Source organism: Glutamicibacter sp. FBE19, from assembly GCF_015524875.1.
Lineage (GTDB): Bacteria > Actinomycetota > Actinomycetes > Actinomycetales > Micrococcaceae > Glutamicibacter > Glutamicibacter halophytocola.
This window is the reverse complement of record NZ_JACKQN010000006.1, coordinates 138547-157734: the sequence shown is the minus strand read 5'-3', so window position 1 is coordinate 157734 and position 19188 is coordinate 138547. Positions and strand designations below refer to the sequence as shown.

Genomic DNA, 19188 nt, shown 5'->3' with positions numbered 1-19188 from the left:
AATCCATGCTGTCGCAATAACCACATCTACCGCTCGGGCTTTGCTGAACCCCGCCAAGGGTTTTCATCGCTAGACTGGTTGGGTGAGTGCAACACGCGACGGATTCGTTCATCTTCATACCCATACCGAATACTCCATGCTGGACGGTGCTGCGCGTCTCGGCGAGCTTTTTGCCGAGGCCAATCGCCAGGGCATGGAGGCTTTGGCGATCACTGACCATGGTTATCTCTTCGGTGCCTTCGACTTCTGGCGGCAGGCAACTGGTGCTGGGGTGAAACCCATTATCGGCGTTGAAGCCTACGTCACTCCGGGCACTGCGCGTGATGACAAGACGCGCGTCAAATGGCGCACCGACGAATCGCAAAAAGGCGACGACGTTTCCGGTGGTGGCTTGTACAACCACATGACGCTGCTGTCCTACAACAACGTGGGCATGAACAACCTCTTCAAAGGTTCCTCCCGCGCATCTTTGGACTCCGTTTTCGGAAAGTACCCTCGCTGGGACCGCGAGTTGCTCAACGAACACCACGAAGGCATTATTGCGACCACCGGTTGCCCTTCAGGCGAAGTGCAAACGAAACTTCGCTTGGGACAGTATGACGCGGCCAAGGCAGCGGCGGCTGAACTGCAGGACCTCTTTGGCAAGGAGAATTACTTCTGCGAGATCATGGACCATGGCCTGGAGATCGAGCGACGGATCACCAAGGATCTGCTGCGCCTCGCCAAGGAACTGAACATTCCGCTGGTCGCCACAAATGACCTGCATTACACTCACGAGGCAGACGCCAAGGCGCACGAAGCCTTGCTCGCGATCAACTCGGGGTCCACGCTTGATGAGCCGACCTATGATCAAGGCGGAAGCCGCTTCGCCTTCTCCGGCACCGGCTACTATCTGAAGAGCGCGCGCGAAATGCGCGAACTCTTTAAAGAATTCCCTGACGCGTGTGACAACACCTTGGAGATCGCAGACCGCGTTGAGGTTTCATTCGACACCAGCGCGAACTACATGCCAAAGTTCCCTTGCCCACCGGGCGAGGATGAAACCAGCTGGCTGATCAAGGAAGTCGACAAGGGGCTTCACTACCGCTACCCCGATGGAGTGCCCGAAGCCTCGCGCAAGCAGGCTGACTACGAGCTCGACGTCATCATCAAGATGGGCTTCCCGGGCTACTTCCTCGTGGTGGCCGACTTTATCAACTGGTCAAAAGACCACGGGATCCGTGTAGGTCCCGGCCGTGGCTCCGGTGCAGGTTCCATGGTTGCCTACGCGATGCGAATTACCGACTTGGACCCGCTCAAGCACGGTTTGATCTTCGAACGCTTCTTGAACCCGGAACGTGTTTCCATGCCCGACTTCGACGTCGATTTCGATGATCGCCGCCGTTCTGAGGTCATCAAGTATGTGACCGAGAAGTATGGCGATGAACGCGTATCAATGATCGTGACCTACGGTTCCATCAAGACCAAGCAGGCCCTGAAGGACTCCTCGCGCGTACTCGGATATCCATTTAGCATGGGCGAGACCCTGACCAAGGCATTGCCACCGGCCGTGATGGCCAAGGACATTCCGCTCAACGACATCGAGAACCAGAACTCCAAGCGCTACTCGGAAGCAGGCGACTTCCGCAATTTGGTCGCCAACGACCCCGAAGCCGCACGAGTCTTCGAAACCGCGAAGGGGCTTGAAGGCCTGAAGCGCCAATGGGGCGTGCACGCGGCAGGTGTCATCATGAGCTCCGATCCGATTATTGATGTGGTCCCAATCATGCGCCGCATCCAGGACGGCCAGGTTATTACCCAATTCGACTACCCAACCTGCGAGGGCTTGGGCTTGATCAAGATGGACTTCCTGGGATTGCGAAATCTCACCATCATTTCCGATGCGCTGGAGAACATCCGGTATAATACCGGCGATGAGATCGACCTGGAAACCCTGAGCATCGAGGATCCGGAAGCCTATAACTTGCTGGCCCGAGGCGATACCCTCGGCGTGTTCCAGCTCGATGGCGGCCCGATGCGCTCGCTGCTGAAAATGATGCGCCCGGATAACTTCGAAGACATCTCCGCAGTGATCGCGCTGTACCGCCCGGGTCCCATGGGCGCCAACTCGCACACCAACTACGCCTTGCGCAAGACCGGGCTGCAGGAAGTTACCCCGATCCACCCCGAGCTCGAAGAGCCGTTGGCTGAAATCCTCGGTGGTACCTATGGCTTGATTGTGTACCAAGAGCAGGTTATGGCTATTGCCCAGAAGCTGGCTGGGTACTCCTTGGGCCAAGCAGACATCTTGCGCCGAGCCATGGGCAAGAAGAAGAAGTCCGAGCTGGACAAGCAGTTCGCTGGCTTCAAGCAGGGCATGAACGATAACGGATATTCCGACGCGTCCGTGCAGACGCTGTGGGATATTTTGCTGCCATTCTCCGACTACGCGTTCAACAAGGCCCACTCGGCCGCCTATGGCGTGGTGTCGTATTGGACCGCCTATTTGAAGGCGCATTACCCTGCCGAATACATGGCCGCGCTGCTGACTTCGGTCGGAGACGACAAGGACAAGCTGGCCCTGTACCTGAATGAATGCCGGCATATCGGTATTACCGTGTTGCCACCTGATGTGAACGAATCCGCCTTGAACTTCACTCCTGTGGGCAAGGACATCCGCTTCGGCATGGGTGCTATTCGCAACGTGGGCACCAACGCCGTGGCTGGCATCGTAGAAGCCCGCAAGGACAAGGGGCACTACAACGACTTCAGCGACTTCCTGGGCAAGGTCCCAGCGGTTGTCTGCAATAAGCGAACCATTGAATCGCTGATCAAGGCCGGCGCCTTCGACTCGTTGAAGCACCCGCGCCGCGCGCTGGTCGCCATTCATGAAGAAGCTGTTGATTCAGTTATCCAGGTCAAGCGCAACGAGGCTGCCAACCAGTTTGACTTGTTCAGCGCGCTCGGCTCTGAAGAGGCCTCGGAATCCATGAGCGTGGCCATTCCGGACTTGCCCGACTGGGACAAGAAGGAAAAGCTCGCGTACGAACGCGACATGCTGGGCCTGTACGTATCGGATCACCCATTGCAGGGACTGGGGTCCGCCCTGGACCAGTACGCGGACATGCCGGTAACCCATGTTCTCTCGGATGACGGTCCGCAGGACGGGCACATCATCTCCATTGCGGGCATGATTTCAGGTTTGCAGCGCCGCATCGCCAAGAAGAGCGGCAATCCCTATGCGCGCTGTGAAATCGAAGACCTCTCCGGTTCGATGGAAGTGATGTTCTTCGGACAGGCCTACCAGCCGATTGCGGAGATCCTGGCCGATGACCTGATCGTGGTGATCAAGGGACGCGTCCAGCGGCGCGACGACGGCTCGATTACGTTGAACGCCCAGGAAATGATGATTCCCGAAATTTCAGAGGACGCCAATGGCGGCCCTGTGGTGATCGGCATCCCGACGCACAAGGCCACCGAGTCGTTGGTGCAACGCCTTGGCGACGTGCTCAGGACGCACAGCGGGAACACCGAAGTGCGCGTTAAGCTCACCGGCAGCCGAGGGACGTCGCTGATGCGACTCGGGATGAACTTCCGAGTCAACCCGAATCCAGCGCTCTTTGGCGACTTGAAGGTCCTGCTTGGCCCGCACTGCCTGGATGTATAGCGCCGGAAATCAGCCAGTTTGTTGACCTGTCAGTTCCCATAATGGCGGCTTGAATGACCGGGTGAGGTAATCAATAAAACCTCACCCGGTTATCGGCGTTAAACTAGGAAGGTGAGCACAATTCCAGAGACCGAATTTTCAGACCTCGCCACCATCGACTGGCGCAACAAATCCCTGAGCTATGCACAGCTCAAAGCTCATTTGCCGCGTCCCGAGATGAACACGCAGACCGCTACCGAGACCGTGCAGGCGATCATTGATGACGTCCGCAGTCGTGGCATGCAGACTCTCAAGGATCTTGCCAAGAGATTTGACCATGTGGATCTGGACCACACGCGCGTGCCCCAGCATGAGCTGGATCGGGCCCTTGAAGAACTCGATCCGCAAGTCCGCCTGGCCCTGGAAGAGTCCATTGACCGTGCCCGGGTATTTGCCGCAGCCCAGCGCCCACAGGACACGGAAGTGAACTACGCCAATGGCGCAACGGTAACGCAGCGTTGGGTTGCCGTACGGCGCGTTGGCTTGTACGTGCCAGGTGGCCTGGCCGTGTATCCATCCTCGGTCATCATGAACACCGTGCCGGCCCAGGCCGCCGGTGTTGCTTCCCTTGCGCTGGCCAGCCCGCCGCAGCAAGAATTCGGGGGACTGCCACACCCAACCATCTTGGCTGCCGCCAAGCTGCTGGGCATTGATGAAGTCCACGCCATGGGCGGGGCGCAGGCCGTGGCCGCCTTCGCTTACGGTGTTGAGGTCGAAAATGACGAGCGTGGCGGGATCGAGCCGGTTGACGTGATCTCCGGGCCGGGCAACGTTTTCGTGGCCACTGCCAAGCGCCTGGTTAAGGGCGTCGTCGGCATTGATGCTGAAGCCGGCCCTACGGAAATTGCGATCCTTGCCGACCATGGCGCGGATCCCAGCTTTGTCGCTGCCGACATGATCTCCCAGGCCGAACACGACGCCAACGCCGCTGCGGTGCTGATTACCGACTCTGCTCAACTAGCAAGCTCGGTACGAGGCGAACTGCTCAAGCAGGTTGCAGCCACGAAGCACTCCGAGCGTGTTCGCCAGGCCTTGTCGGGAACCCAGTCAGCCATCATCCTGGTCAAGGACTTGGAACAGGGCATCGAGGTCTGCAATGCCTATGCGGCCGAGCACCTTGAAATCATGGTCAGCGATCCAGAATCTACGGCGGCACGCATTACCGCTGCCGGAGCAATTTTCGTAGGACCGTATGCCCCGGTGTCACTAGGGGACTACTGCGCCGGATCAAACCACGTACTTCCCACCAACGGCACTGCCCTGCACGCCTCGGGCCTGAACGTGAATACCTTCTTGAAGGCAATCCAGGTGATCAATTACAACAAGGCCGCGCTTGGCGATGTGGCTGCGCACGTGATCAATCTTGCCAATGCTGAGGACCTGCCAGCGCACGGCGACGCTGTCGCAGTGCGAAACGCGCAATAGACGCTAAACTGGTAGGTGACATGAGTGGATTCTCGTCACCATGAATAACCGAGAATGCTTCGATAGCTACAGATGGAGGTGCCGTGAATTGCCCGTATTGCCGTAATGCTGATTCCCGCGTGGTCGACAGCCGAGTTGCTGACGACGGCGTATCCATCCGCAGGCGTCGCCAGTGCACCGCGTGTTCTCGGCGCTTCACTACCACTGAGACAGCGAGCCTCAGCGTGCTCAAGCAGTCCGGCGCGGTGGAGCCATTCTCGCGCAATAAGGTCATCAACGGCGTGCGCAAAGCCTGCCAGGGCCGTCCGGTTACCGACCACGATCTGGCAATTCTTGCTCAAGAAGTGGAAGAAGCTGTGCGTACGTCGGGAGCGGCCGAAATCCCGGCGCACCAGGTGGGCTTGGCTATCCTTGAACCGCTTTCGCGTTTGGACGAAGTGGCTTATCTGCGATTTGCCAGCGTTTATCACAATTTCCAGTCGTTGACTGATTTTGAAAACGCGATCGGACGACTGCGCGACCGCCGAAGCAACACTCCGCAGGGCAACCAGCGGCCGCTGACCGCGGAGTGACAATGTAATAAAGAATGAGCAAGGCCGGCGTTCAGTCCCAACGGGGAGATGAATGCCGGCCTTGCTCTTTCCTGCGGGGGCTATGGAAGAGTCAGAATTTCCGCGCCGTTGTCGGTCACCAGCAGGGTGTGCTCGAACTGCGCGGTGCGCTTCTTGTCCTTGGTCGTTACGGTCCAGTCATCCGCCCACATGTCCCATTCAATAGTTCCAAGGGTGAGCATCGGCTCGATGGTGAAGACCATGCCCGGTTCAATCAGCGTGTTGTAGGCCGGGGCCGCATCGTAATGCGGAATGATCAAACCCGAATGGAAGGATTCGCCCACGCCGTGGCCGGTGAAGTCCTTGACTACGCCGTAGCCAAAACGCTTGGCATAAGTTTCGATGCTGCGGCCAATTACGTTGATTTCACGGCCGGGCATGACGGCCTTGATGGCCCGCTTCAGCGAGTTCTCCGTGCGTTCAACCAACAAGCGCGATTCTTCGTCGACGTCACCGACCAGGAACGTAGCGTTATTATCGCCATGAACGCCACCAATGTAGGCAGTGATATCAATGTTGATGATGTCGCCATCCTGGAGCACCGTGCTATCAGGGATGCCGTGGCAGATCACTTCATTGAGCGAGGAGCACAAGGACTTCGGGAAGCCGCGGTAGCCGAGCGTCGAAGGGTAGGCGTTGTGGTCCATGAGGAACTCGTGTCCAAGACGATCCAATTCGTCCGTGGTGGTACCGGGCTGGCACGCTTTGCCAACCTCTTGGAGGGCCTGTGCCGCGATTCTGGAAGCCACGCGTATGCGTTCAATGACTTCGGGGCTCTTGACTTCCGACGCAGTATTCTCCGACGGTTCTTTTTTGCCCACGTACTCAGGTCGCTCGATATGTTTCGGGACCGGAAGCTCGGGGGAGATGGTGCCGGCGGTGAGGTTTCCAATGGGTGCGGTTGAAGCTGTAGCCATAGAACTTATTCTAGCTTCACCCGGGTTTTGGCTTGCTCAGGATTGGCCGTGGCATAGGGTGGTGTTCCACCTATTTTTCTCGTGGTGGTCTAACGTGGAGATGGAAGTACCAACCTAGATTTGAGGAGTTTCCAATGAGCTCAGCTGGCACCCCTGGTGAAGGCCAGTACTGGTATAACGTTTCCACCAAGAGCGTGGAAAAGGGACCCCAGTCAGATTGGTCGCAATTATTAGGTCCATATGAGTCCGCTGCGGAAGCAGAAGCCGCAATGAGCAAAGTCCAGGCGCGCAATGAGGCGTGGGATGAGGCCGAGGAAAACGACGAGTAGTCCAAAAAGGCCCATTGCCCTGTAGGCAACGGCGAAGGCGGTGCCCGCAACCAGATCAAAACTTGGTTCGGGGCACCGCCTTTGGCGTGTGGCACGAAGGGGCTATTCCTTGAATTCGTACTCTTCCGAGGGGAACGAACCGGAAATGACGTCCTGGTGGTATTCGCTGACGGCCTGTCCTATGACGCTGCGAAGATCGGCGTACTTTTTGACGAATCGAGGCGTGCGGCGCGCGCCGAGGCCCAGCATGTCCTGCCAAACCAGCACCTGGCCCGTGGTCGATGCTCCTGCGCCAATGCCGATGGTCGGAACCCTCAGGGCAGCGTCAATTTCGGCTGCGGCCGTGCTTGGCACCATCTCCATCAAGATGCAGAAGGCTCCCGCGTCCTGCAATGCCAGTGCATCAGCCTTCATTTGAGCCATGGCATCGCCGCGGCCCTGAACTCGGAATCCTCCAAGAGCGTGCTCTGACTGCGGAGTGAACCCGATGTGGCCAATGACCGGAACGCCGGCGAGCACCATGGCGCGAACATGTTCCGCATACTGGGCGGTGCCCTCCATCTTGACGGCTTGGGCGCCGCCCTCTTTCATGAGGCGAACTGCAGTCTCAACCGCCTGTGCAGGAGATTGCTCGTAACTTCCGAAAGGCAGATCTGCAACCACCATGGCTCGTTGGGCGCCATTCGCCACGGCTTTGGTGAAAACCACCATTTCGTCGAGGGTGATGGGCAGCGTTGAGTCGTAGCCGATGACCGTATTGGCTGCTGAATCGCCAACCAGCAGGATCTCGATGCCGGCTGAATCGAAAATTTCGGCCATCATTACGTCGTAGGCAGTTAACATCGCGAATTTTTCACCGCGATCTTTTGCCTGCTGCAAATGATGAATTCGGATGCGGGATGGGCCTTTCTCAGGATTCCCTAGGTAAGGTTGAGGCATAAAATGACTTTATCGTACTTGAACTGGGCGATGCTTACTGGATGCCCCGGTGGGAACCGATATAGTGTTGCCACAGGTCAATTTTCTTACCGGCCGTAATCAGTGCCGGTATTAGAAATTCAAAGGTGGTGGAAAATGGATCGTCAGCAGGAATTTGTGCTGCGCACCATTGAAGAACGTGATGTTCGATTTGTGCGAATGTGGTTTACCGACGTCGTTGGATCACTGAAATCCGTGGCGTTGGCTCCTGCTGAAGTTGAAGATGCCTTTGAAGAGGGTCTGGGCTTCGACGGTTCGTCCATTGACGGGCTTTCCCGGATCTCGGAATCTGACATGCTGCTTCAGCCGGATCCGTCCACTTTCCAGATTTTGCCATGGCGAGGTGAGGTCGAGCCGACCTCACGCATGTTCTGCGACATCCTGACGCCAGAGGGCCAGCCATCCAGTGCTGACCCGCGCCAGGTTCTCAAGCGCCAGCTGGGAGAAGCCTCCGATATGGGCTTCACGTGTTACACCCATCCAGAAATCGAGTTCTATCTTCTTGAATCCTCGGAGCTGGATGCCAACGGGCGCCCGCGTCCCATCGACACCGGTGGCTACTTCGACCATGTGCCCGACGGCGTAGGACAAGATTTCCGCCGCGCATCCGTGACGACTTTGGAAGCGCTGGGCATTTCGGTGGAGTTCTCCCACCATGAAACCGGTCCAGGCCAGAATGAAATCGACCTGCGCTACGCGGATGCGCTGCAAACAGCCGATAACATCATGACCTTCCGCACTGTCATCAAGGAGATGGCAATGCAGAAGGGGATTCATGCCACCTTCATGCCCAAGCCCTTCTCTGAGCACCCGGGCAGCGGCATGCACACGCACTTCTCGCTCTTCGAGGGAGACAGCAACGCCTTCTTTGAGGCTGGGCGCGAATACCAGCTCTCTGATGTTGCCCGCTCCTTTATTGCAGGCATATTGCACCATGCTCCGGAAATGACCGCGATCACCAATCAGTACGTGAACTCGTACAAGCGCTTGTGGGGCGGGGGAGAAGCCCCAAGCCACCGTTCGTGGGGCCACAACAACCGATCGGCGCTGCTTCGTGTTCCGCTGTACAAGCCGGGCAAGGGGCAAAGCGCTCGAGTTGAGTACCGCGGCATCGACTCTGCAGCCAACCCGTACCTCGCCTACGCCTGTCTATTGGGCGCTGGCCTGAAGGGCATCCGTGAAGGCTACGAGCTCGAAGAGCCAACCGAGGATGACGTCTGGAACCTGTCCACCGCGGAGCGTCGTGCTTCGGGCCACGTGCCGTTGCCAGGCAGCCTGCATGAAGCGCTGCGTGTGATGGAAGAATCCGAATTCATGGCCGAGATCCTCGGTGAACAGGTATTCAATTCCTTCATCTCGAACAAGAAGGCCGAATGGGAAGAATACCGCCAGGTCGTGACTCCCTACGAGCTCAATAAAAATCTAAGTATCCTCTAGAAATGTCGCCGTGTGCCCGCACACGGCGACTTGTGGGAGAAACAAGAATCACCATGCCGGACGTATCCTCGCGATCATTGATCAACGCTGGTTTCAGCGATATAGAACGGGCCAAGAAATTCCTTCAAGCCAAGGAACTGGCACCGATTGATCCGAAATTGATCGTGAGCAAGATGGCTCATGCGCCCGATCCTGACCAGGCCCTGCTGTTGGCCCTGCGCCTGGTTGACCGCCATCCTGAAGCCATCGATATCTTCATGGACCCGGAGAGCTGCCAAGGGCTGGTCCGAATACTGGGCAGCTCGTCGGCGCTCGGTGAATTCCTGATACGTTGCCCCCAGGCACTCGACACAGTCCGCACTGCGCCATCGGCAGAGTTCGTGCAGGCCACCAGCGAGCACCTGGTGCAAAGCATGCTCGCATCCATCGATGCCCAGCGCACCAGCCGAGGCCATTGGGTCTCCTCGGTTACCGGTGCCGAAGCCAGGCAACGTTTGCGCACGAGCTACCGGATGGCACTGCTCTCCTTGGCACACCGTGATCTGGGCTCGGGCAACCCGCAACGAATCCTGCCGAACGTCGCGGCCGAGCTGGCCGACATGGCCGGAGCGGTGCTGGAAGGCGCACTGGCCATCGCCCGCGCTGAGGTAGCTGAACAATACGACCCGGTTGATGTGGACCTCGTTAATATCGCCGTTATCGGCATGGGCAAATGCGGCGCCCGAGAGCTCAATTACATTTCAGACGTTGATGTCATTTACGTCCACGGTTCTGCGCCGGGCATTGAAGAGGACCTGGCAGCGGCCATTGCCACCGTGATCTGCGGGAATACTGCCCGTGCCCTGATGGTCCCCGGCCCCGAGCCGATGCTCTGGGAAGTGGATGCGAACCTGCGCCCAGAAGGCAAAGACGGGGCGCTCACCCGAACCTTATCCTCCCATGAGGCCTACTACCGCAGGTGGGCACATTCGTGGGAGTTCCAGGCATTGCTCAAGGCACGCTGTATCGCCGGCGACGCAGAACTCGGTCGTTCCTACGAGCGCATGGTCTCGCCCATGGTCTGGTCCAGTTCCGAACGCGATGGCTTCGTTGAATCTGTTCAAGCCATGCGTCGACGGGTCAGCAACAACATCGACAAGGACGACGTTGCGTGGCAAATCAAACTCGGCCCGGGCGGCCTGAGGGATGTTGAATTCACCGTCCAGCTTCTCCAGCTGGTTCACGGTCGTGTAGATCCGGATATCCAGATTCCCACGACCACCTTGGCAATCCACGCCATGAGCGAGATTGGCTATATCGGACGCGAAGACGCAACGAATTTTGATGATTCGTACCGCTTCCTGCGGCTGCTGGAACACCGAATTCAGCTGAACCAGCTCCGGCGGACCCACCTGATGCCTCGCGTGGAAAGCGCACAGCGAGTTCTGGCACGCTCGATTCGCGGCGCCGGGGATCTGCAGCCGACAAGTCCAGAGAAGCTCATGCGCCGATGGAACGAGACCAAGCGCATGGTCCGTTCCCTCCACGAACGGATTTTCTACCGCCCCTTGCTGGTCAGCAGCTCCAATCTCTCGGCAGACGACGTCAAGCTCACCGCCGAATCTGCACAAGCGCGCCTTCGCGCTCTGGGCTATTTGGATCCCAAGGCGGCCATGCGCCATATTGAAGCGTTGACCGGGGGAGTATCCCGCAGGTCCTCGCTGCAACGCCAGCTGTTGCCCGTTCTGCTGGACTGGTTCGCCCGCGGAGTCGATCCCGATGCCGGGCTGCTGGGCTTCCGGCGGTTGAGCGAGTCGCTGGGCAAGTCCCATTGGTTCCTTGGCATGCTGCGCGATACCAACGCGGCGGCTGAGCGGCTGAGCCACTTGCTTTCCAACACCCGTTTCCTGACCGACCTGCTGGCTAATGAACCGGCCGCGGCCGCGTGGCTGGGCTCGGATTCATCCTTGATGCCACAGAACCTTGAAAGCCTGTTGCAGCAGAACCAGTCGATCATTCACCGCACCAAGCAGCCCGAAAGCGCCATTCGGATGATCCGCATGGTGCGCCGGCGTGAGTTCTTGCGCGTGGCCCTCGCCGATGGCGCGGGTCTGCTATCGGTCGATGAAGTGGGCAAGGCCCTGTCGAATATTGATGGAGCAATGGTCGACGGCGTGCTTCAGGTGCTGCTCGCTGCAGACCGCCAAAAGCATGGCGAATACGCCGTAATTTCAGTGATCGCGATGGGGCGCCAAGGAGGTCAGGAAATCGGCTACGGCTCCGATGCCGACGTATTGTTCATTCAGCGTCCGCTTCCCGGTGCCAAGGCGCAAGCGGCACAGGAACAAGCCTTGCGCGTGGTTACCGAGCTCGTTTCGTGGACTTCCAAGCCCTTGAAGCCGGCAATTCCTGCTGAAGTGAAACTCAAGGTCGATTCGGACCTGCGTCCCGAAGGACGCCAGGGAATTCTGGTTCGATCCATCGATGCCTATGCAAGCTATTACGAGCGCTGGGTTGAGGTCTGGGAGCGGCAGGCCCTGCAGCGAGCGCGTCCCTTCGCTGGTGATGCCGCGCTGGCGCAGGACTTCATCGACCTGATCAAGCCCGTGCGCTACGGCAAAGGCCTGGACGACAGCGAAATCCGGGACATCCGCAAGATCAAGGCCCGTGTTGAATCTGAAAGGCTTCCACGCGGTGCCGATCCCAATCGCCATTTGAAGCTAGGTCGCGGTTCGCTATCCGACATTGAATGGCTAGTTCAGTTCTACCAGCTCCAGCACGCGTGGAAGCATGAGACGCTGCAAACCACCTCCACCCTGAAAGCCCTGGAAGAGCTGGCGAAGCTGGAGTTCATCACCGAGGACGACAGCGAACAGCTCGCCGTCGCCTGGCGGTTGGCAACGCGTATCCGAAGCGCCGAAATCATCACTTCGGGACGCTCCAGCGATGTCCTGCCAAGTTCATCGAGGGATATGGAAGCTGTGGCACGATGGTGCGGCTATGAGCCGCACTTCGGCGTAGAGCTAGAGGAAGATTACCTGCGCGCCACTCGTCATGCCCGAAGCGTTTTTGAACAGCTCTTTTATGGCTTCGAAGACTGACTCGGCATGTCGCTGACCCGCATCCAGCAAGAACATTGGGCCCCGACAACCACCACCCACCGGGTTTGGCAACGGCGGCACTACCTGGGCTCTGGTGACTTGGTGTGGAGCGAAGCTGCCGAGTCGCTCATGCGCTGGGAAATAAAAACCCGCAGCGGGTTCGTCGTGCAACCGCAAGAACCGGTGCGAATGGGCGCACGACCCCAGCTCCGTGCTGTGCTCGGGCCCATAGCCATCGACGAACCCATTGAAGTGGTGGATACAGTACACAGCGCTGATCGCGTGGGATTCGCCTATAGGACCCGCCCTGGGCACCCCGTCAGCGGCGAGGAAGCTTTTATTCTCACGCGTAGCGCTGCGCACGTCTTCCTGGAGATCCGTTCGTTGACCGCGCCTTCTGATCTTCTCGGGTGGCGGGTCGTATTTCCATTGCTATTGGTGGCGCAAAAATTCACGCGGTGGCGGTATGGCAGGGCGCTCACCCTCAAGCGTTGAAACGTGGCCGCCGAGTCATTCGTCGCTTGAATTTCATATTCTGGCGCGTGACGCAGCAGGTTTCAGCCGTTGCTGCACATCGAGTCCGTCCATGTGGATCCGCTCGGCTGGTTTCAGCGCCTTAGTGCGCAGCGCATTGGCCACAATGATCCCTTGGGTGGAAAGTTCTAGGATCGCCAGCTCGCTGGTTGCGTCGCCGAAGTCCCTGTTGAGCGTCCACAGCTGCATTAGCTCCTTGATTCCACGTTCTTGCAAGAGCCCGTCGCTGTCCGCATATTCGCGGTCATTGGAAATGGCGTGGCCTGGGACATTGCGGGGCAGGACCCTGCTGTAGTCCTCAGCCACTGGTTCAAGATAGCCGGCTATTTCTCCGTCGTCGCGTCGATCCACTGGGAAATGTCCATGGCCTACAGGCTAGCGAAAGCAAAAAGCTGGGCCCCACCAAAGGGTGGGGCCCAGCTTTTGACCAACTAATCCGCGACTAGCGCAGGATCGGAATTAGCAACCGTAGTACAGCTCGTTCTAAAACACCCTTTACGGTGGGTGTTGGCAAGTGGTGGTTTCCGCTGGATTTCGGGGCTTGTACGGTTGTAAATTAATAGCCGAATATGGGGTTGATTGAACCTTCTGCGGACTGTCTGCGGACTGAGCACTACTGAACGTCTGATTAAAAACCCTCGACGCGAAGTGCCATTCTGAGGTAGTTTCGAGCCTATGGAAATTTCGAACCATGCGGCCGATGACGTACTGGAATTGTTGAAGTCTCATACGAAGCATTGGGAAACAGATGATGAGCTGAATCTTAGGGAGACCATTTTTGGCAAGGCCGTCGGGCGTCTACAAGACGAAATAGGCCTCGAAGAAGCTCAGCTCGCAGTCGGGCTCGCGAATCACAACGTGGACGTCCCTGAAGACCCGGACGGTTTCAAGCAAGGCTCTGGGGATATCGGCGATGGCGCCATCAACATGTACTCAATTCTGATTGTGACGCCCCGTGTAATTATTGATGCCCACGGTCATATTCACAGAGATCCAAATGGTATTGAGCCGGAACCTACCGTGCTGTGGAAACGCAACCGGATCAGTCGGATAACCATGGACTTAGGAAAAGGCGACAGAAGAGCAACCGGAGCCGTTGCCAGCCACCCGGAACTAACATTGCACTTCGAAGACGGGCGCCACTTTCCGCTCCCCGGCTACGAGGACGAACTTAGTCTTAAAGGGATCGCGGCATTGGAAGATGTCATATTGGAAATCAAAAAAGAAGTGTTCAACTAACCAAGCGAAGTAGGAGATTTTCGTGTCGAGTTCCAGTGAGAGCTGTTGCCCTTGCCACGACCCAAAGAAGGCCTACACGATTCAGGAAGCGGCAGAGGCATACGGTGTCGGCGTAGACAGCCTTCGCGCTCATATCAAGCTCGGCAATCTTGTTGCTAGATATCCGAGCAGCCGGCCAGTGATCGCAGCTGAAGAACTGAGAGAAGGGTTCAATTTATTGCCTAAGGAACGAGGACAGTGTCAATGAGCGAAGAATTCTTTACGCCCCAAGAAGTAGCAGAACGTCTCAAGATTTCGAAAACAACAGTCTTGACCAACATTCGCAGTGGACGTTGGGAATGTCTCCAGATATCGGATCGAATCTACCGTTTTACAGAGGAACAGTTCGACCTAATTACGTCTACGCCCGCGGTCGATCAGCGGCCACGCAAGAGGCAAGGCGGGAGACGCAAATATGACTCTGACCTACACAGAGCCTTACGAAGAATTTCGTAAACACTGAAAATTAGTAGTCAGCGTAACCTTGGCGAGATTAGGGGGGGGAGAAGGTCGAACTATCGCAGCGGCCCTTTACCCTTGCATTTGCCATGACCAGAGGAACGGAGCTGAGCGATGCATCTTTGGGATAATTGTTCCGTCAGTTTTAACATTGAAACTAACATTCCGTGGAGCCACATTCGGTTCACCCCGACACCCAGAATCTAATCCTGTGGTTCAACGCGGACACTAATGAAAACCTGGGACGAATTAGATGAATCCGACTAAAGAGAATCGTGATCACCCTGGTGACGAACCAATACAAAAGTTGGCATACAACCTAACTGAAGCAGCGTTTCAAACGGGCTATAGCGTCCGCACTCTCCAACGCCACATTCAAGCAGGCAAATTGATCGCACGGTATGCCAACACTAAGTGCGTGATCCAACACCAGGATCTCGTCGCTTGGCTAGAAGGTCTGCCGACGGAGTCGCCAAGAGACTGAATGGCCGATCTTGGCACTAATGGTCAGGGCGCGGGCGGCGCTATAATCGTCCAAGCCGGTTGCACCTTTACGAAGCGTTGTTCATCGCAATTCGTCATGAAGGCTCAGACGGTAAGTTATCCACCCATTCTTCGAGTGCCTTGTGGCTGATGATTGGTTTACTGTTCGCGTAGCCGGCGATGAGGTCGCCGTTTTTGATTGCGTACCTTATGGTTCGTACGCTGTAGCCGACTTGTTCGGCTGCTTCTTCGAGGTTATAGGCAATTTTCCTACCCATCTGACAACCTTTCTATTTGAATAGGCAGGGACGACAAAATCTCCCTATCTATGCCACGAATATCACTTTAGACGGAAAGGCGCTGATCGGATTCGACAATCCTAGGCGTCCGGAGTGTTCCTGACTCAATTTCCGACCTGGATTCTAACCATCGATTTTAAGCAGGAGGAAAGTGGGATGTCTAAACACCTGTCGAGACCAGCCGCAGTCCCGCTGTGACTTGTGTGTACAGCAACCTACTCCTGAGTACTGTAGTGTTCACTAAGTGCATCTCAGTCCAGATGCTGAACGAAGTTACTCGATCCTTGAGGAGGAAGTTATGGGTTTCATTGGTTGGATTGTTTTAGGCCTTATTGCTGGCGCGATCGCCAAGGCGATCAAGCCTGGTGAGCAGGGAGGCGGCTGGCTCGCTACCCTCGTGCTCGGCGTTGTTGGTGCCATTGTTGGTGGCTGGCTTGGATCCGCGATCTTCGGAGTCGGAGTGAACGAGTTCTGGTCGCTTTCAACTTGGTTGCTGGCCATCGGTGGCTCGCTGGTGGTCCTCATTATCTGGGGACTGATCACACGCAAGAAGGCGTAGTTTGCGCAACGGGACGGGGTCTCACTCTTCGGGGTGAGGCCCCGTGCCTTATCCTTGCTCAAGTAACCAGCGCTTGACCACAAAACGATACGTCTGTGAATTAACCGGTAGATGGTTTCTTGATCAGCCTGATTCAACGGTTTAAGTCTATTGCGGTGGAGACGACTTCATCGTTCCAAAGTGGAAAACTTCTAGCCTCAGAAAGATCCACCGGACAGCGTCGACCGAATGCGATACGTTCGTCTAGTTACAGTCCAATACTTCTTTAGCATCTGTGTCATAGACCCTTCTCTTTCGACGCCCAAGCGCGGGCCTATACATATTATGACTAGCGATAGCATAAAACGCTGGCTATGAGGCATCTTCTATGCCTATATTTGCCTTTAGGTGGTTGAAATGTCGATAGCGGGAAATAACCGTAAGATCATAGACTGACCTGACAGCATAATTCGGATGGAAGGATTCGATAATGAAGCTAACGAAGTTTTTGGTGACAGTGTCGCTAGCGGCGGGATTGTTGATTCCGACAACTGCAAACGCATCCCCTACCGCTGTCGCAACAGATACGGTTGCAACAACCCAAACAGTTTCCAGAGACGTCGCCAATCCCGCAGTTAGCGGCAGGTTTTGCGCTCCCAACCATTTTGGTTTCTCCAATTGGAGTGGCCTGCAATCATGGTTGAACAAGAAGTACCCTTACCGAGCCAAAACTCAGGTATGGCAAGCACCGAATGACACCTCAGTATGGAACACCTACTGCGTGTTGACCTCCAGCAAAGCCTACACCGTGGACAATGCGGTCTACCCGAAAAGCATCACTCAAAAAGACGGAACCAGGATCAGTCTTCGACTCGGTAGTAAAAGCGGCGGGTATACGATTGACATCAAACGTCCTGGCGTTACCAAACTGTACAAAGTGCATGTAGCTAAGTAGGACATGAATGCCTAGAACACTGAGTGATGTTGAGCTGGAAATCATTGAAAACGGAGAAGACGATTGGGTTCTCCTTGCCCACGTCATGGGGATCGTTGCAGAAGCCAGTCAGCAGCCTCTGAATGACTCTGAGGCGTTGGAGAGTGCATCTTCCGTTTGCCTTGAACTATGCGCTTCAGGCTTCGCGCAATTGGGGCGGTACACGGACCAGGAGCATTTCGTCCCCTGGCCTGAACGTGGTGCGGAGCTACAGGAACGATTGGGAAACGAACTTAGAACTCCGCCACCGGGAATTGACATCGAACTGAATCGCATGCGAATCATGTTGGATATTCTTCCCGAGGGTCTAGCAGCATGGAAGCGTCAAACCTAATGTGCTGGTAAATGGGCTCCTTGATGGGGCAGTACTTCTTATAGGAGTGCTGCCCCTTGGTTTTTGCTCGGACTCACTATCGCTTGGTGGCACTAATTGTTGACCGGCCTCAGGCCACAAAGTAAATCAGCGCCTAAACTCAAAATCCGCTCTACCCTGTGTATAATACCGGTGCTATGATCCCGATACGTCACTTGCTTGGGAGAATAAATGAACGCGAAAAATGCAGGACTTGTCGGCCTAGCCTTGGTAGGCATACTAGTCACGATTATCGGTCTATATATCGGTTATTTATGGATTGGGTCTGGTTCTATTTTGATGTTATTGGGTGCTCTGGTCTTGCTCGTACTAGGCGTTACTATGACCGTTATTGGATTCAGCGCAGATTAGGTTGGAGACGCAGAAGACCTTCCTGCCCTCGCCTGTGTGGGACAGTTCTATTCATCGTCTATCTAGATCAAACTGGCAGCACGGGTCGCGGGGTCCCGGAGAGGCGCGACGGGGCTACCGCGTCACATTACGGAATACTAGTGTTGGCTTGAGGACCGGCCGGCATGGTGGTTTAGATCCACACCCGCACCTCAAGGAACTCATCAGGAGATGTAATGCTTTCGGACGTCTGGGTGTCCGAATATAACGACATGGGAAATATAACTCCCACTTCACGGCTAAACGACGCTCAAATTTTAGCATCTTCATTCGACGAAGTGGTCAAGCTTTTAACCCTCAATCCAGAAATAGGGCCATGGATTCAATGGAATAAAGAAATTGGTTTCTGAACCATGTGTGTATTGCGCCTCTTCCCAGACGAAGCATCAGCCAGAACTGTATTCGGGTACTGAACGCGATTTCAGTGCCCTAGAATCACGCTTCAAAGTGTCATCAGTTTCGATGAATTAGGAACTGGCGCCACAACTTTGTGAATATCAGCGCGTACTTGATGTTCATCAATGAGTGTGAAGGTCCCAAGACTCGCTTTATTGATCTGAAGGTATGCCTTCGCAACCTCGGGCCGAAAACACACGTTGTAGCCGGTACCACTCGGTGCGGCCACTGATCCGTATCCCCACGCCTGTGCGATTTCCACCGGCCAATCATAATAGCTTTTGACAACAATCTCCGGAGCCACATAGACATGGCTTTCCTCCGGATGGGTTCTTTGCGTAAATATATCTTTCAAGAATCCGAGAATAAGATCTAATTTTCTTCGCTCTGCCACGCTAAGGTAATCATTTTTTGGGTACTCACCTATCAGCGCATACTTCAAATCAATCTTTGACTCGTATTCAATCAACGCGAATTGATCCCCCGGCTTCATCCGCACCTCGTACGCTGCAGTCGAAGGAGAGTCAATGCTGGTATAAATCAAAGGTTCTCGAGGAATGTTGAGCCGTCCAGCACCTACGCTGACCGACGGAGCTTGCCAAAGGTGTTTTATCTCAGAAACATCGGCGTCACTTTCGATTCCACGGATACGGAATAGCCTTGCGCCACCGGGAAGTGTGCGAGTTATGCACGGAAGCTTTGCCCAACCAACGCCGCCGCTATCGGCGCGAATAACGTCATAAATATCCTTCGCTATCTCTTGCCGAGACCTAATTTTCCTGGCTAATTGCTCGTACTTTGCAATCTTCCTAGATAAAATCGATGGGTCCAACAACGCTAGATACGACCGTAGAGCCTGCGCTTCCGCAGCAAGGTCAGCATTAGAATGCTTCAACTTTCCTCCCAAGTTTTCCTTCCTTGGGAATCTGTCATTAATTTTCGGAATATCAAAATACCGAACTGTATTTAACGCAGAAACCGG

General features: G+C 55.8%; 17 protein-coding genes. 12 read left to right on the top strand and 5 right to left on the bottom strand.

Going from position 1 to position 19188, the window contains the following annotated elements; translation table 11 throughout:
* The first annotated feature begins 82 nt into the window (after nucleotides 1–82).
* The 3 genes from dnaE to nrdR all read left to right on the top strand — a co-directional run bounded on the left by dnaE (nucleotide 83) and on the right by nrdR (nucleotide 5682).
* Nucleotides 83–3646 carry a DNA polymerase III subunit alpha gene (gene dnaE / locus H6F58_RS11575; RefSeq protein ID WP_146275400.1) on the top strand — a complete coding sequence of 1188 codons (3564 nt, stop codon included), beginning with the start codon at nucleotides 83–85 and terminating at the stop codon, nucleotides 3644–3646.
* A gap of 111 nt (nucleotides 3647–3757) precedes the next feature.
* Nucleotides 3758–5110: a histidinol dehydrogenase gene (hisD, locus tag H6F58_RS11570; RefSeq protein WP_146275398.1), complete on the top strand. Its 1353-nt coding sequence runs from the start codon at nucleotides 3758–3760 to the stop codon at nucleotides 5108–5110.
* Between the two features lie 83 nt (nucleotides 5111–5193).
* Nucleotides 5194–5682: a transcriptional regulator NrdR gene (gene nrdR, locus H6F58_RS11565; RefSeq protein ID WP_060701968.1), complete on the top strand. Its 489-nt coding sequence runs from the start codon at nucleotides 5194–5196 to the stop codon at nucleotides 5680–5682.
* 80 nt (nucleotides 5683–5762) lie between these two features.
* Here the strand turns inward: nrdR and map are convergent, their stop codons facing one another.
* Nucleotides 5763–6638 (bottom strand): type I methionyl aminopeptidase, encoded by an 876-nt coding sequence (gene map, locus H6F58_RS11560; protein WP_146275396.1) that lies wholly within the window; start codon nucleotides 6636–6638, stop codon nucleotides 5763–5765.
* A gap of 134 nt (nucleotides 6639–6772) precedes the next feature.
* Between map and H6F58_RS11555 the strand changes: the two genes are divergently transcribed.
* The gene (locus tag H6F58_RS11555; protein ID WP_146275394.1) at nucleotides 6773–6967 is read left to right on the top strand and encodes an SPOR domain-containing protein; all 195 of its coding nucleotides are present in this window, start codon (nucleotides 6773–6775) and stop codon (nucleotides 6965–6967) included.
* Nucleotides 6968–7069: 102 nt separating this feature from the next.
* On the opposite strand, the gene panB is transcribed toward H6F58_RS11555, so the two are convergent.
* Nucleotides 7070–7906, bottom strand: a complete 837-nt coding sequence (gene panB, locus H6F58_RS11550; protein ID WP_146275392.1) for a 3-methyl-2-oxobutanoate hydroxymethyltransferase — start codon at nucleotides 7904–7906, stop codon at nucleotides 7070–7072.
* Nucleotides 7907–8041: 135 nt separating this feature from the next.
* On the opposite strand from panB, the gene glnA reads away from it, so the two are divergent.
* The 3 genes from glnA to H6F58_RS11535 are packed head-to-tail and all read left to right on the top strand — an operon-like array spanning nucleotide 8042 to nucleotide 12957.
* Complete coding sequence (gene glnA, locus H6F58_RS11545) at nucleotides 8042–9382, top strand: type I glutamate--ammonia ligase (RefSeq protein ID WP_060701964.1); 1341 nt, start codon at nucleotides 8042–8044, stop codon at nucleotides 9380–9382.
* A 53-nt stretch (nucleotides 9383–9435) separates the two neighbouring features.
* Nucleotides 9436–12462 carry a bifunctional [glutamine synthetase] adenylyltransferase/[glutamine synthetase]-adenylyl-L-tyrosine phosphorylase gene (locus tag H6F58_RS11540; protein WP_195181819.1) on the top strand — a complete coding sequence of 1009 codons (3027 nt, stop codon included), beginning with the start codon at nucleotides 9436–9438 and terminating at the stop codon, nucleotides 12460–12462.
* 6 nt (nucleotides 12463–12468) lie between these two features.
* Complete coding sequence (locus H6F58_RS11535) at nucleotides 12469–12957, top strand: DUF1990 family protein (protein ID WP_146275388.1); 489 nt, start codon at nucleotides 12469–12471, stop codon at nucleotides 12955–12957.
* A gap of 33 nt (nucleotides 12958–12990) precedes the next feature.
* Here the strand turns inward: H6F58_RS11535 and H6F58_RS11530 are convergent, their stop codons facing one another.
* Nucleotides 12991–13347, bottom strand: coding sequence for a hypothetical protein (locus tag H6F58_RS11530; protein WP_171920393.1), 357 nt, complete (start codon nucleotides 13345–13347; stop codon nucleotides 12991–12993).
* Nucleotides 13348–13671: 324 nt separating this feature from the next.
* Between H6F58_RS11530 and H6F58_RS11525 the strand changes: the two genes are divergently transcribed.
* Nucleotides 13672–14235, top strand: coding sequence for a hypothetical protein (locus H6F58_RS11525; protein ID WP_195181818.1), 564 nt, complete (start codon nucleotides 13672–13674; stop codon nucleotides 14233–14235).
* Between the two features lie 1076 nt (nucleotides 14236–15311).
* On the opposite strand, the gene H6F58_RS11520 is transcribed toward H6F58_RS11525, so the two are convergent.
* Complete coding sequence (locus H6F58_RS11520; protein ID WP_195181817.1) at nucleotides 15312–15494, bottom strand: helix-turn-helix domain-containing protein; 183 nt, start codon at nucleotides 15492–15494, stop codon at nucleotides 15312–15314.
* Between the two features lie 319 nt (nucleotides 15495–15813).
* On the opposite strand from H6F58_RS11520, the gene H6F58_RS11515 reads away from it, so the two are divergent.
* From H6F58_RS11515 to H6F58_RS17980, 4 genes are all read left to right on the top strand, one after another.
* On the top strand, nucleotides 15814–16074 hold the full coding sequence (locus tag H6F58_RS11515) for a GlsB/YeaQ/YmgE family stress response membrane protein (RefSeq protein ID WP_195181816.1): 261 nt from the start codon (nucleotides 15814–15816) through the stop codon (nucleotides 16072–16074).
* Between the two features lie 469 nt (nucleotides 16075–16543).
* Nucleotides 16544–17008 (top strand): hypothetical protein, encoded by a 465-nt coding sequence (locus H6F58_RS11510; protein ID WP_195181815.1) that lies wholly within the window; start codon nucleotides 16544–16546, stop codon nucleotides 17006–17008.
* Between the two features lie 7 nt (nucleotides 17009–17015).
* The gene (locus H6F58_RS11505; protein ID WP_195181814.1) at nucleotides 17016–17381 is read left to right on the top strand and encodes a hypothetical protein; all 366 of its coding nucleotides are present in this window, start codon (nucleotides 17016–17018) and stop codon (nucleotides 17379–17381) included.
* Nucleotides 17382–17591: 210 nt separating this feature from the next.
* Nucleotides 17592–17771 carry a hypothetical protein gene (locus tag H6F58_RS17980; RefSeq protein WP_206693638.1) on the top strand — a complete coding sequence of 60 codons (180 nt, stop codon included), beginning with the start codon at nucleotides 17592–17594 and terminating at the stop codon, nucleotides 17769–17771.
* 481 nt (nucleotides 17772–18252) lie between these two features.
* Here the strand turns inward: H6F58_RS17980 and H6F58_RS11500 are convergent, their stop codons facing one another.
* A complete protein-coding gene (locus H6F58_RS11500; RefSeq protein WP_195181813.1) occupies nucleotides 18253–19113 on the bottom strand; it encodes a hypothetical protein in 861 nt (286 codons plus the stop codon).
* Nucleotides 19114–19188 lie beyond the last annotated feature (75 nt).